Origin of the sequence: Pseudoalteromonas sp. SR45-5 (assembly GCF_014163565.1) — a bacterium.
Lineage (GTDB): Bacteria > Pseudomonadota > Gammaproteobacteria > Enterobacterales > Alteromonadaceae > Pseudoalteromonas > Pseudoalteromonas distincta.
In genome coordinates this window covers 1-13,700 of the sequence record NZ_JACJDN010000039.1, presented here as the reverse complement: position 1 = coordinate 13,700, position 13,700 = coordinate 1, and the positions used below count along the sequence as shown (strand labels likewise).

At 40.0% G+C, this 13,700-nt stretch carries 17 protein-coding genes; 10 read left to right on the top strand and 7 right to left on the bottom strand.

Annotated elements, in window-relative coordinates; all coding sequences use genetic code 11:
• Positions 1-47 precede the first annotated feature (47 nt).
• Together H5072_RS03070 and H5072_RS03065 are read left to right on the top strand one after the other, a co-directional pair.
• Positions 48-1,400, top strand: coding sequence for a Do family serine endopeptidase (locus H5072_RS03070; RefSeq protein ID WP_024606350.1), 1,353 nt, complete (start codon positions 48-50; stop codon positions 1,398-1,400).
• A 102-nt stretch (positions 1,401-1,502) separates the two neighbouring features.
• Positions 1,503-2,585 (top strand): trypsin-like peptidase domain-containing protein, encoded by a 1,083-nt coding sequence (locus H5072_RS03065; protein WP_024595792.1) that lies wholly within the window; start codon positions 1,503-1,505, stop codon positions 2,583-2,585.
• A gap of 86 nt (positions 2,586-2,671) precedes the next feature.
• Here the strand turns inward: H5072_RS03065 and murA are convergent, their stop codons facing one another.
• From murA to H5072_RS03030, 7 genes are read right to left on the bottom strand one after another with little or no spacing between them, the layout of a single operon-like run.
• Positions 2,672-3,931: a UDP-N-acetylglucosamine 1-carboxyvinyltransferase gene (gene murA, locus H5072_RS03060; RefSeq protein WP_002957954.1), complete on the bottom strand. Its 1,260-nt coding sequence runs from the start codon at positions 3,929-3,931 to the stop codon at positions 2,672-2,674.
• 13 nt (positions 3,932-3,944) lie between these two features.
• Positions 3,945-4,202 (bottom strand): BolA family protein, encoded by a 258-nt coding sequence (locus H5072_RS03055; protein ID WP_002957953.1) that lies wholly within the window; start codon positions 4,200-4,202, stop codon positions 3,945-3,947.
• 5 nt (positions 4,203-4,207) lie between these two features.
• Positions 4,208-4,501: a lipid asymmetry maintenance protein MlaB gene (locus tag H5072_RS03050; RefSeq protein ID WP_002957952.1), complete on the bottom strand. Its 294-nt coding sequence runs from the start codon at positions 4,499-4,501 to the stop codon at positions 4,208-4,210.
• The gene (locus H5072_RS03045) at positions 4,494-5,174 is read right to left on the bottom strand and encodes a phospholipid-binding protein MlaC (protein ID WP_039485391.1); all 681 of its coding nucleotides are present in this window, start codon (positions 5,172-5,174) and stop codon (positions 4,494-4,496) included. Before H5072_RS03045 ends, H5072_RS03050 begins: the two co-directional genes overlap by 8 nt.
• A 5-nt stretch (positions 5,175-5,179) precedes the next feature.
• The gene (gene mlaD, locus H5072_RS03040; RefSeq protein WP_182692637.1) at positions 5,180-5,728 is read right to left on the bottom strand and encodes an outer membrane lipid asymmetry maintenance protein MlaD; all 549 of its coding nucleotides are present in this window, start codon (positions 5,726-5,728) and stop codon (positions 5,180-5,182) included.
• Between the two features lie 13 nt (positions 5,729-5,741).
• The gene (gene mlaE, locus H5072_RS03035; protein ID WP_002957949.1) at positions 5,742-6,521 is read right to left on the bottom strand and encodes a lipid asymmetry maintenance ABC transporter permease subunit MlaE; all 780 of its coding nucleotides are present in this window, start codon (positions 6,519-6,521) and stop codon (positions 5,742-5,744) included.
• Positions 6,521-7,336, bottom strand: a complete 816-nt coding sequence (locus H5072_RS03030; RefSeq protein ID WP_080945050.1) for an ATP-binding cassette domain-containing protein — start codon at positions 7,334-7,336, stop codon at positions 6,521-6,523. The genes mlaE and H5072_RS03030 overlap by 1 nt, the downstream gene beginning before the upstream one ends.
• A gap of 255 nt (positions 7,337-7,591) precedes the next feature.
• Between H5072_RS03030 and H5072_RS03025 the strand changes: the two genes are divergently transcribed.
• The 8 genes from H5072_RS03025 to hpf form a co-directional block, all read left to right on the top strand.
• Positions 7,592-8,560: a calcium/sodium antiporter gene (locus tag H5072_RS03025; RefSeq protein ID WP_182692636.1), complete on the top strand. Its 969-nt coding sequence runs from the start codon at positions 7,592-7,594 to the stop codon at positions 8,558-8,560.
• 3 nt (positions 8,561-8,563) lie between these two features.
• Entirely contained in the window at positions 8,564-9,535 is a 972-nt protein-coding gene (locus tag H5072_RS03020; RefSeq protein ID WP_002957946.1) for a KpsF/GutQ family sugar-phosphate isomerase, read from the top strand.
• Complete coding sequence (kdsC, locus tag H5072_RS03015; protein ID WP_007580311.1) at positions 9,536-10,087, top strand: 3-deoxy-manno-octulosonate-8-phosphatase KdsC; 552 nt, start codon at positions 9,536-9,538, stop codon at positions 10,085-10,087.
• Positions 10,084-10,638: an LPS export ABC transporter periplasmic protein LptC gene (gene lptC / locus H5072_RS03010; RefSeq protein ID WP_002957944.1), complete on the top strand. Its 555-nt coding sequence runs from the start codon at positions 10,084-10,086 to the stop codon at positions 10,636-10,638. The genes kdsC and lptC overlap by 4 nt, the downstream gene beginning before the upstream one ends.
• Positions 10,628-11,173: a lipopolysaccharide transport periplasmic protein LptA gene (gene lptA / locus H5072_RS03005; protein WP_002957943.1), complete on the top strand. Its 546-nt coding sequence runs from the start codon at positions 10,628-10,630 to the stop codon at positions 11,171-11,173. The genes lptC and lptA overlap by 11 nt, the downstream gene beginning before the upstream one ends.
• On the top strand, positions 11,170-11,895 hold the full coding sequence (gene lptB, locus H5072_RS03000) for an LPS export ABC transporter ATP-binding protein (RefSeq protein ID WP_002957942.1): 726 nt from the start codon (positions 11,170-11,172) through the stop codon (positions 11,893-11,895). The genes lptA and lptB overlap by 4 nt, the downstream gene beginning before the upstream one ends.
• A gap of 69 nt (positions 11,896-11,964) precedes the next feature.
• Positions 11,965-13,464 carry an RNA polymerase factor sigma-54 gene (locus H5072_RS02995; protein ID WP_002957941.1) on the top strand — a complete coding sequence of 500 codons (1,500 nt, stop codon included), beginning with the start codon at positions 11,965-11,967 and terminating at the stop codon, positions 13,462-13,464.
• Positions 13,465-13,490: 26 nt separating this feature from the next.
• Positions 13,491-13,700 (top strand): ribosome hibernation-promoting factor, HPF/YfiA family (hpf, locus tag H5072_RS02990; protein ID WP_182692638.1); only part of this gene is annotated, 210 nt, incomplete at its 3' end.

Below are 13,700 nucleotides of genomic sequence, written 5' to 3'. Positions count from 1 at the left end.
GTAGCCCTTTTTGTTTTGCTTTATCTTAAGTGGAGTTACCCCTGACTATGAAAATGAAATTATCACTTATCAGCGCAGCTATTTTATCTACAAGCTTGTTAATGAGCCCAGTAGCGTCTTATGCAAAAATGCCAATTGCAGTAAATGGTCAACAACTACCAACTCTTGCCCCCATGCTAGAGAAAATATCTCCAGGTGTTGTAAGTATCCAAGTTTCAGGCTCAAAAGAAGTACGCCGCCGTGCAGATCCGCTTGAATACTTTTTTGGACAGCAACAGCCTCGCAGTCAAAAGCGTCAATTTAGTGGATTAGGCTCTGGGGTGATTATTGATGCTGATGAGGGTTATGTAGTCACTAATAATCACGTAATCCAAGATGCCGAAAAAATGGTAGTAACCCTCGAAGATGGCCGTGAATTTGAAGCAACTAAAATTGGTACTGATACAGAATCAGACATCGCTCTTTTACAAATAGACGCTGATGACTTAACTGAAATAAAACTCGCAAATTCAGATAGTTTACGAGTGGGCGACTTTGCTGTTGCTATTGGTAACCCATTTGGACTTAGCCACACAGTTACATCTGGTATTGTTAGTGCTCTTGGCCGTAGTGGTTTAAATATTGAGGGCTACGAAGATTTCATTCAAACCGATGCTGCTATTAACCAAGGCAACTCTGGTGGTGCATTAGTTAACTTAAACGGTGAATTGATTGGTATTAACACTGCTATTTTAGGTGCTTCTGGCGGTAACGTGGGTATTGGTTTTGCCATTCCATCAAACATGATGAAAAACTTAGTTGATCAAATTGTTGAACACGGTGAAGTACGCCGAGGTTCGCTGGGTATTTCTGGCCGCCCACTTGATGCAGGCCTTGCTAAAGCGCAGCAACTTGACGTTAAACAAGGTGCTTATGTAATGCAAGTAATGGACGACACTGCTGCAAGTAAAGCAGGTATAAAAGCAGGTGACGTAATTGTTAGCATTAATGGCGGTGATATTAGTGGTTTCCACGAGCTGCGCAGCAAAATTGCTACGCTAGGTGAAGGCCGCGAAATAAAACTAGGTATTTACCGCGATGGTAAAATTAAAACGGTAAAAGTAACTCTTGATGGTGCATCAGGTGTTACAGCGACAGGCGAAGAGCTGCATCCTGCGTTCCAAGGCGCGACACTTGAAAACGTGCAAAAAAATAGTAATAAAGGTGTTGAGGTTACGTCTGTAGATCCTCGTTCACCTTCTGCCCGTGTTGGCCTTGAAGAGGGTGACATTATAATGCAGGTAAACCGCCAACGCGTAGAAACAATTCGTGATATGAATAAGATTATCGAAAACACTAAGGGGAATATCGTACTTGGCGTGCAACGTGGTCGTGAGTCTATATTTATTTTAATTCAGTAATAAATAGCACTATTAATGTAATAAAAATAACAGTGGCACTTGCCGCTGTTATTTTTTTTATGTCATCATAAAGAGATTGCTCACTTACATAATAAGAAAACTGTGCTGAAATTAATAAAATTTATTCTTCCCCCTTTATTTGCAGGTCTAAGTATTGCTTTTTTAGTGGTTTTTTTCAGCCCTAATATGCGAGCCGCCTTACTTCCTAATGTTCCCCTTCCAAGCGCGATGAGTGCGAGTCACCTGAGTTTTTCTGATGCAGTTAAACGAGCAGCTCCTTCTGTAGTTACTATTTTTTCAGAAAGCATTTCCAAAGAACCTCGTTATAAAAGAAAAAACACGGTACAAGAGCTAGGCTCTGGCGTCATTATGTCGCAAGACGGTTATATTCTTACTAACTATCATGTTGTTAATAATGCAGACCAAATTATGGTTATCTTAACCGATGGCCGACGCTTTTTTGATGTGCAACTCATTGGTTTTGATACCATTACTGATTTAGCCTTACTTAAAATCAATGCAGATCACCTCCCAGTGATTCCCGTAAACGATAGCTATGTATCAAATGTAGGCGACGTTGTACTTGCTATAGGCAACCCGCTTAACTTAGGGCAAACAATCACTCAAGGCATTATTAGTGCAACGGGTAAGCAAAAAATTACAGATAGCCCTTACAATAACTTATTGCAAATGGATGCAGCTATTAACGTGGGCAACTCCGGCGGCGCATTAGTTAACTCCAATGGTGATTTAGTCGGCATTACTTCTGCACAATTTAAAACGCGTGAGAACTTGAATATTCAAGGAATATTTTTTGCGGTTCCTTACTCACTTGCTAAAAAAGTGATGGGTAAACTCATTCGTCACGGTCGGGTTGTGCGCGGCTATTTAGGCTTTGAAGGCACAGCAGTAGATAGTACGGGTAAAGAAGTAAACGACAGCCTAACGCCGGTTACCGGCATGCGTATTACTAATTTAGACCCTTTGGGGCCAGCATGGCAAGCAGGCATTGAAGAGCAAGATATCGTCATTAAAATTGCAGGGCTTTCGGTAGCAAACCCACAAAAAGTGCTTGAAAAAATAGGTAATACGGAGCCCGGTAAAGAAATAGAATTTGAGCTATACAGAGATGGCAAAATAGAAAAAATCATGGTGGTGGTAGCTGAGCTTGAAACAAAGCTTTAAAAAAGAGTAATACCAATCGTCAATAAAAAGGTCGGATAGCAATTTGCGTATCCGACCTTTTTTAAATAGCTTAACTAGTTATCTACTTAGCTACTTCTACGTTTAATGTTTGCACCCAACGCACTTAGCTTATCTTCAATGCGCTGATAGCCTCTATCAACGTGATAAATACGGTCAACAACCGTTTCACCCTGTGCCACTATACCCGTTAAAATTAAGCTAGCTGAAGCGCGTAAATCGGTTGCCATCACTTGCGCACCCGTTAAGCTTTCAGTCTCACCACAAATTGCGGTATGCCCTTCTAAACGAATATTAGCGCCCATACGCTGCAACTCTGGTACATGCATAAAACGGTTTTCAAAAATCGTTTCTGTGATCGTTGCACTACCATTTGCTACTACATTCAATGCTGTAAACTGAGCTTGCATATCCGTAGGAAAACCTGGGTGTGGAGCTGTTTTAATATTCACGGCTTTAAGTTCTCGGCCGCGCATATCAAGATAAATACTATCGTTATGTACTTCTAGGTGCGCATTCGTAGCACGTAGCTTTTCAATCACAGGCTCAAGAGAATGAAAGTCTGTATTTTTACAAAGTACTTCACCGCCAGCCATTGCTGCTGCGACTAAAAACGTCCCAGTTTCAATTCGGTCAGGTAAAATACTGTGTTCACAGCCAGCTAAACGCTCAACGCCTTCAACTTCAATGCGGCTAGTACCTGCACCTGTAATTTTAGCGCCCATAGCAATTAGGCAGTTAGCTAAATCAATTATTTCAGGCTCGCGTGCCGCATTATCAAGTATGGTTTTACCATCAGCGAGGGCCGCTGCCATTAATAGGTTTTCGGTAGCGCCTACACTTACCATTTCCATAAAAATTTCAGCGCCTTTTAAGCGACCATTAACCTTGGCATTAATATAACCATTTTCAACGTTTATTTGTGCGCCCATGCGCTCCAAACCTTGAATATGGATATCAACAGGGCGAGCACCAATAGCGCACCCACCAGGTAAAGACACTTGAGCCTCACCAAAACGTGCAACTAGAGGGCCTAATGCAAGCACAGAGGCGCGCATTTGCTTTACTAAGTCGTAAGGCGCTAATGTTTTATTAACCGTTGCACCGTCAATTACTAGCGTATCGCCCTGCCAATTAACATCTGCACCTAAAGTTTTTAATAAGGCTTCAGTGGTCACTATGTCGCGAAGACGCGGTACATTAGTAAATATACTTTTACCATCAGCTAATAGTGAAGCAAATAAGATAGGAAGTGCGGCATTTTTAGCGCCCGAAATAGTCACTTCACCAGCAAGTGAAGTGCCACCTTGAATTACAAATTGATCCATTAGGAGGCCCTAGTTATTGCGGTAAAATGAATTTTTGTTCACGCTTCCACTCTACAGGAGTAAATGCACGAATAGATACTGCGTGAATTGTCCCATCTGAAATTGTATTCATTAATGGACCATAAACTAGCTGCTGCTTTTTAACTCGGCTTAAACCGTCAAAGCATTCGCCTACTGCAACAACTTCATAATGACTACCATTGGCTTTTACATGTACTTCAGCTAATTGAAGTTCTTCGCGTAATAATGTTTCGACTTGGCTAGTTTCCATAACTCTCACTCAAATAGGGTTGTAACCTGACCCAATTGCATTAAATTTTGCAATTGCTCAGGTAGGTTTTGCAATTCAAGGCGAATGCCTTGCTGCTTTAATTCTGCAAAAGAGTGAATTAACCAAGCTAAGCCTGCTGTGTCAACCCTTGATACTCCACTTAGGTCGAAATAGATGATTTTATGCTTGGTTAATAACTTATTGTTCAGAAGCTGTTCATCGCCAATTGAATTTCGAGTAAGCTCACCGCTTACTCCAAAATGTTGTCCATCAACTTGGCTTATTGCCAATTTAGTCATTCGAGTTACTGCCTCTAAACTGAACTGGTAGCTGACTCTTTTGCTCTAAAAGGTTACTTACATTATCGATACCTTGCTGACGCAAAATACCTTGCAGCTCGCTTTGCTTTGCATCCAGTAAACTAATACCTTCGGCAATCATATCGTACGCGCGCCATTCACCGTCGCGGTCTTCGCGTACTTTAAAATCGATTCTGATATCAGGTTTACCGTCTTCAATAATTTTAGTCTTAACAACAACGACGTCTTTACCTTTAAACGCTTGCTCTGCACCAAACTCAACTTTCTGGTTTGTGTATTGAGTAAATACACCTGCATAAGTAGCAACTAAGTACTCTCTAAATACACCAATAAAGCGTTGAATTTCTTTAATTGCTTTGGCCTTTTCAGCCTCGTCGGTAATTGCACGAACTTTAGATACTTCACTGCCAAGTACACGAAGTGCTGCATATTTATAGTCGATATAAGGCATTAATTCTTCTTCGACTATTACGCGAAGGTATTCCTGATCTTTAACAATTAATGGCTGATCTTTTTTAATGCGCGCAAATGTATTATCGGCAACTTGGCGTACCATTTTATTAGGATCGACTAATTTCACATCTGCTGCACTTACGCTTTGAGTTAGCGTCATTGTGCCAATTGCTACAATAGCTAAAAACTTTTTCAACATAATAATTACTCACTACCTTGGTTGAATAAAAACTGCCCGATTAATTCTTCAAGTACAATGGCAGACTTAGTATCAGTGATTGAATCGCCATCACCTAGTGCTTTACTTTCCACACCAAATAAATCGTCAATTGCTTCATCTTGCTTGTTTTCTGTCACTGTTTCGCCTAAACAACGTTGCTTAGCAGAATCTGGAGAAATTACAGGGTGAATACCTAAGTACTGCTCACCTAAAATACCCGACGTTAAAATAGAGATTGAGCTTGTGTCTGAAAAACGACATAAGTACTGTGCGTCAATGGCCATATTAACGACTGGTAAAAACTCTTGTGGGTGAACATAAATTGATTCAACACGGCCAATTACAACACCACCTACTTTTACTGGCGCACGCGCTTTTAACGAGCCGATGTTTTCAAACTTGGCATTAAGCGTATATGTTTCGCCAGAGCCACTAATACCTGAATTGGCAACTTTAAGTGCAAGCATCGCAAAAGCTAAAATGCCAAGTGCTACAAAAAAACCAACTAAAATTTCTAATTTCCGTGAATTCATTATCTATACCCTATTAGCTGGTAAACATTACCGCTGTCAAAATAAAGTCAAAACCTAAAACTGCTAATGACGAATGAACAACCGTTTCGGTGGTTGCTTTGCTGATCCCTTCTGAGGTCGGCACACAGTCATATCCTTTATAAAGCGCAATCCAGGTCACCACTATGGCAAATACAAAGCTTTTAATAATACCGTTTAGTATGTCTTGCTGAAACGACACTTGCGATTGCATGATTGACCAAAAACTACCTGTATCAACCCCCAGCCAATCTACCCCCACTAAATGAGCGCCTATAATTGCTACAGCTGAAAATATCAATGCAAGCAATGGCATGCTTATAAAACCCGCCCAAAAGCGCGGTGCAATAATACGCTTTAGCGGATCGATTGCCATCATCTCAAGTGATGAAAGTTGCTCTGTTGCTTTCATTAAGCCAATTTCAGCTGTCAAAGCGCTACCTGCGCGTCCTGCAAATAATAATGCAGTAACAACCGGGCCTAGTTCTCGCAATAAGCTCAGTGCCACTAACGGCCCTAAACTATCCTCAGCGCCATAACCAACCAATACGGTGTAACCTTGTAAAGCCAACACCATACCGATAAACAAACCCGACACCATAATAATGAGTAACGATTGCGAACCAACCATATAAAGCTGGCGAACAAGTAACGGTGTGCCTTTTTTAAAATTAGGAACATGCGCTAATGCACTAAACAGCATATAAGCAGAACGACCAAGGGCCGCAAAGCGTCCTAGCGTTTTATGTCCTAGCTTTTGAAATAAATCCAACATTATGCTTTTTCTCCAAGTAGTTCGTCTGCATAAGCCTGAGCCGGAAAATGAAATGGTACAGGACCATCCGACAAGCCTTTTAAAAACTGTTGAACTAAAGGAGATTCATGATTACGCATTTCATCTGGAGTACCAGAACCAATTACCCCTTGATCGGCGATAATTATAACGTGTTCGGCAATACTCATTACCTCTGTTACATCGTGCGTCACGATTAAAGACGATAAACCTAATACTTCGTTGAGCGACTTAATTAGCTTAACCAATACGCCCATCGAAATAGGATCTTGCCCTGCAAATGGTTCATCGTACATGATTAGCTCTGGATCAAGTGCTATAGCGCGTGCAAGTGCAGCACGCCTTGCCATACCGCCGGATAACTCAGATGGCATTAAATCTTTAGCGCCACGTAGTCCAACCGCTTGCAGTTTCATTAACACAACTAATCGAATCAGGTCTTCACTTAGCTTTGTGTGCTCTCTTATAGGAAACGCGATATTGTCAAATACCGACATATCAGTAAACAACGCACCACTTTGAAAAAGCATACTCATTTTAGTACGTGCTTCGTATAACTCTTTACGAGACATTTTAGGAATGCTGCCACCTTCAAATAAAATATCACCTGAATCTGGTTTAAGCTGACCACCAATTAAACGCAACATAGTGGTTTTGCCAATTCCGCTTGGCCCCATAATCGCAGTAATTTTACCTTTAGGAACGCTAAAACTCATATTTTTATATATGGTTCTATTGCCTCTCGAAAAGCTAACATCCTTGACTTCTACTATTGATTGCGACAAGTCGCTCTCCATAAAAATGTTCACTAGTGCCCCTATTTTAAAGCTTTTTTGTCAAAGATGGAAAAAACAATTCGTAAGATTTTGTAATACACCCATGAAAAGGATTATAAGACTCGCTCAAAACAGCTTAACCCCGGCTTAAATTTTTAAATTAGCTGTTTAAAAGCAACATTGTTACCTAGTTGACCTTACTCTTTTATTTATACTTTCATCTTGGCTTTTGTTACTATTCGCGCCATCCGTATTTTGTATAACTGGCTTAACACAATGGTTACCTCGTTTGTTATTTTAATTCTTGGTTTTGCAGCTCTTGTTTGGAGTGCCGATAGGTTTGTTTATGGGGCTGCGGCTCTTGCTAAAAACTTTGGTGTACCTACACTTATTGTTGGTTTGACCGTTGTAGCCATGGGCTCTTCAGCCCCTGAAATGATGGTTTCAGCCTCTGCCGCTTTGGCTAACAAAACCGACACAGCCGTTGGCAATGCTGTTGGCTCTAATATTACAAACATTTTACTTGTGTTAGGTATCACTGCTCTATTTCGCCCTCTTTCAGTTTCATCTAGTACGTTAAAACGTGAAATGCCATTAGTGATGCTCGTATCTTTAGCTACTTGGTATGTGTTCTCAGATAACTACTTTTCATTTAGTGAAGGTGTTGCGCTTTTAGTTGGCTTTATCGTATTCATCGGTGGGTTAATCATTGTATCTATGCGTGCAAAAAACCAAGATGACCCATTTGTCTCAGAAGCCTGCGACGATGTACCAAACGATGTACCTACTAAAAAAGCGGTATTTTGGTTAATTGTCGGCATGGTACTCTTGCCGGTTAGTTCTCATTTTTTAATCGGCTCAGCTGTTGATATTGCTAAATACTTCGGCTTAAGCGACTTAGTCATTGGTTTAACAATTATTGCCATTGGTACTAGCTTGCCTGAACTTGCCGCCTCGGTTGCAGGTGTACTTAAAAATGAAGATGATTTAGCACTAGGTAATATTGTTGGCTCAAACATATTTAATATTTTAGCTGTATTACCTCTAGCAGGTATTATTAATCCTTCAGCAATTGATCCATCGTTAGTAAGCCGAGATATATTAATTATGATTGGTGCAACACTTGCTCTTATTATTATGTCATTGAACTTTAGAGGCACCCAGCGTATCAATAGGGTAGAAGGCGGCTTATTGCTAATAGCGTTTTTGGGTTACCAAGGGTATATTTTTAGTCAAGTAGGGTAAATGATGGCAACGCTAAACTTTATTGAACAAGGCCTTCGCGTTTTAGATGTTGAGCGCCAAGCACTTAGTGATATTGCACAATATGTAGATGAAAATTTTCATAACGCGTGCCAATTAATGTACGACTGTGAAGGCCGTATTATTGTTATTGGCATGGGAAAATCAGGCCATATTGGCAATAAAATAGCGGCAACCCTTGCAAGTACTGGCAGCCCAGCGTTTTTTGTTCACCCTGGTGAAGCAAGTCATGGTGATTTAGGTATGATCACTAAAAATGACGTGGTAATGCTTATTTCTAATTCAGGGGAAACCAGCGAAGTTTTAAATATCATTCCGGTTTTAAAACGACTTGGTGCCAAAATGATAGCGATGACTGGCAATACACAATCAACTATGGCAACCCTTGCTAATGTACATGTGTGCATTAAAGTAGAAAAAGAAGCTTGTTCATTGGGTCTAGCCCCTACATCAAGTACCACTGCAACGCTTGCGATGGGCGATGCCATGGCAGTTGCATTATTAGAAGCTCGCGGCTTTACAGCTGATGACTTCGCGCTATCTCACCCAGGTGGTAGTTTAGGCAAGCGCTTATTACTTACTTTAAAAGATGTTATGCACAGCGGCGCAAATACACCTATTATTGATGTCTCACAAACAGTTAAAGATGCTCTAATAGAAATGTCAGCTAAAGGATTAGGTATGACAGCCATTGTTGATGAAAATCAGCAACTCGTAGGGTTATTTACCGATGGTGACTTACGTCGCATTTTAGAACAAAGAATTGATATTCATACAACACAAATAGATGTTGTTATGACTAAGTCATGCACTACAGCTACGCAAGATATTTTAGCCGCTGAAGCGCTCAATATTATGGAACGTAAACGTATAAATGGCCTAATCGTCGTCAATGAGAAAAACCAACCTATTGGCGCATTAAATATGCAAGACCTATTAAAAGCAGGAGTGTTATAAATGCAATTTGAAGAACTCTATCAACCGCTGAGCGATGATGCAAAAGCACGCGCTAAAAAAGTAAAACTACTTATATGCGATATTGATGGTGTATTTTCTGATGGCCGTATTTACCTTGGCAATCAAGGTGAAGAGCTAAAAGCATTTAATACAAAAGATGGTTTTGGCATTAAAGCACTTATAAACAGTGGCTTTGAAGTAGCTGTTATTACTGGTCGTCATTCACAGATAGTACAACAACGTATGAGCAGCTTAACCGTACAGCATATTTATCAAGGCCAAGAAAATAAGCTCATTGCCTATCAAGAATTAAAAGATAAACTCAACCTTAGCGATGAACAAATTGCTTATATTGGTGATGACGGTCCTGACATGCCTGTTATGGAGTTAGTAGGCTTTGCCGTTGCAGTAAATGATGCCCACCCTCTTATTAAGCGTTTGTCACATTATGTAACGCAAATGCCTGGTGGTTTTGGCGCTGTGAGAGAACTCACCGATTTGCTCATGCTTGAAAATGGTAAAGCATTGACTACACAAGGCACTAGTTCATGAATGCAGCGCGCATAATATTAAGCGTTTTATTCATTAGCTGTATGGTTTGGCTTTGGTACCCTTATTTTACACAAACAAATATTGTGCCTCAGGCTGAGCCTGAAGTTGTTGCTAAGCCTGATTACATAGCTATTGAGCTCAAACAGACAGCCTATGATGAGCAAGGTAAAATTAGCCACAAAGTCACTGCGGCTAAAATGGAGCTATACCAGCAATTAGGTTTCACGTTTTTTGAAAAACCCATTTTTACTTTATATAACGAGCAACAAACGTGGCAAATAAATGCAGACGAAGCAACATTATATGAAGATAAACAATTAATTTTAGAAGGTAATGTGGTTGCCAAAAATTTAACCGATAACGCCATGATAGACAAAATCAATGCTGATAATATTCAGGTTGATATAAAGTTATTAACAATGCGTTCGGAGCAACCCGTCATTATCACTGGACCCAATTTAAAAATCACCGGTAAAGGCCTAGAAGCCGACTTGAAAACCGAAGTGATAAAACTAATTAACCATACGCGAACCATATATTATGACCAATAAAATATTAAAATCACTTATAATTCCTACACTTATACTAGCGTTTAATAGTAGTGCTGCAGAGCAAAACACGCAACCTGCTGCCAATCAAATTTCAATAAGTGCCGACAAGCAAGAAGGTCAATTGAAAGCTAATGTGGGTATTTTTGAGAAAAACGTTGAGATTATTCACGGTAATCGCCGCATTACAGCCGATCGCCTCGAAGTACACAAACGTGATGAACTTGGTGATAATAAACAATTATTAATTGCCACAGGTAGCCCTGCGCACTTTGAAGAAAAGCAATCAGACGGCACGACTATGAGCGCCAGTGCTGACGAAGTACGTTATGATGTATCTAAGCGTTTTTTAACGCTTGTTGGTAATGCACAAGTATCGCAAGCCGGACAAAAAATAAATGCTAAAAGCATTACCTACGACATAGAGCAGCAACTCATCAGTGCCGAAAAAGATGAAAACTCAACTGACCGCGTTCACACAATTTTAGTACCGATCGAAACTAAAAAAAGTAAAAAAGGCGATAAAGGTCAACCATGAGCACATTAAAAGCAGAACTATTAGCAAAAAGCTATAAAGGTCGTGAAGTTGTAAAAAACGTCGGCCTTGAAGTACAAGCTGGCAGTATAGTTGGCTTACTTGGCCCTAACGGTGCTGGTAAAACAACGACTTTTTATATGATTGTAGGGCTTGTTCCTAGCGACAAAGGTAAAATATCTATTGATGATAACGATATTACTCTTTTACCTATGCATAGTCGTGCTAGATTAGGCATAGGCTACTTACCACAAGAGTCATCGATTTTTAGAAAGCTGACTGTTTATCAAAACTTAATGGCCATTTTAGAAACGCGCAAAGAACTAAATAAACAAGCCAGAGAAGACACGCTCAATAACTTATTAGATGAATTTAGCATACAACACATTCGTGATAGCCAAGGTATGGCATTATCGGGGGGAGAACGTCGTCGTGTAGAAATAGCACGAGCGCTGGCAGCAGATCCTAAATTTATATTACTGGATGAACCGTTTGCCGGTGTTGACCCTATTTCGGTATTAGATATAAAGAAAATAATAGAACATCTTAAAAATCGTGGGATTGGTGTATTAATTACCGACCATAACGTAAGAGAGACCCTTGATGTTTGTGAAAAAGCCTACATTGTTTCTCATGGGGAGCTGATTGCATCAGGTACTCCAGAACACGTATTAAATGATAAAACAGTACGCGATGTTTACTTAGGCGAGCAATTTAGGCTGTAACATTTACGCCATGTCTTTAAGCATCTGCTAGTATTAATTATAACAACATAAAAGGATTGTTAGAGATACATGAGGCAATCACTACAGCTGCGCATGGGCCAGCAACTTACAATGACTCCACAGTTGCAACAAGCTATTCGTTTGTTGCAACTCAGTACATTGGATCTCCAGCAAGAAATACAAGAAGCTCTCGACAGTAATCCACTATTAGAGGTTGAAGAGGCAGACTATTCCGAAGACGCTGCTGGTAAAAACGAGCAAAAAGCTGATACCGATGACATAACTGTTAGCGCATCTGCTGATGATGCTCCGAGCGAATACGAACAAGATACTGGTGAAGCACTTGCAAAAGACACGCTAAGTGACGACATGGCTATGGATGTCAGTTGGGATGAGTACATGAGTGCCGCTCCTGCAGCCTCATCAGGTCCAATGCCTGAAGACGAATCAATATACCAAGGCGCCTCTACTGAAACGCTCCATGAGTATTTAATGTGGCAATTACAACTAACGCCATTTAGCCCTACAGACGAAGCTATTGCTATTGCTATTGTAGAAGCTGTCGATGATTCAGGTATTTTAACACTAAGCTGCGAAGAGATTTTAGAAAGCTTTAATCAAGAAAACGAAGATGATAACGAAGTCGAACTTGATGAAATTGAAGCGGTATTAAAACGCATCCAACTGTTTGATCCTGTTGGTATTGCTGCACGTAGTTTACAAGAGTGTTTGTGTATTCAGCTTAATCAATTTGATAAAGAAACACCTTATATTAATGAAACGAAAATGATTTTAACCGAGCATATTGATCTATTAGCAGCTCGCGACTATCGTACATTAATGAAAAAAACTAAGCTCAAAGAAGAAGAGCTTAAAGAAGTAATGACACTAATACATACTCTCAACCCAAAACCTGCAGATACTATTGTAAGGGAAGAATCTGAGTATGTTATTCCTGATGTGTCAGTTAAAAAAATTAAAGGCCGCTGGGTTGTCGAATTAAACCCAGATAGCATGCCTAAAATTCGTGTTAATAGCCAATACGCAGCAATGTCTCGCACTGTAAAATCAAGTGGCGACAGCCAGTTTATTCGCTCACATTTACAAGAAGCTAAATGGTTTATTAAAAGCTTAGAAAGTAGAAACGACACGCTATTAAAAGTTACTAATTGTATTGTTAAGCAACAACAAGGCTTTTTTGAACATGGCCCTGAAGCCATGAAACCAATGGTTTTAAATGATGTTGCTGAAATGGTAGAAATGCACGAATCGACAATTTCTCGCGTAACTACTCAAAAGTACATGCATACACCCCGTGGTATATTTGAGCTTAAATATTTTTTCTCAAGCCATGTAAGTACTGAAAACGGTGGTGAATGTTCATCTACAGCAATACGTGCGCTTATCCGAAAATTAATCGCAGCAGAAAACTCAGCAAAACCATTGAGTGATAGCAAAATAGCGGATATATTGGCTGAGCAAGGAATTAAAGTAGCGAGACGTACAATCGCAAAATACCGCGAATCTCTTGCTATTCCACCGTCAAATCAGCGTAAAAGTCTGATTTAAGACGCTAAACTAAGAGGGTAATGCTTATGCAACTAAACTTAACTGGTCGTCACGTAGAATTAACTGATTCACTAAGAGACTATATTAATACTAAATTTGCGAAGCTTGAAAGACACTCTGATCATATTAATAATGTTCATGTCATTCTCGATGTAGAAAAATTAAATCAAAAAGCAGAAGCCACAATACACGTAAGCGGTGCTGAGCTATTTGCCTCTACAGAACATCAAGATATG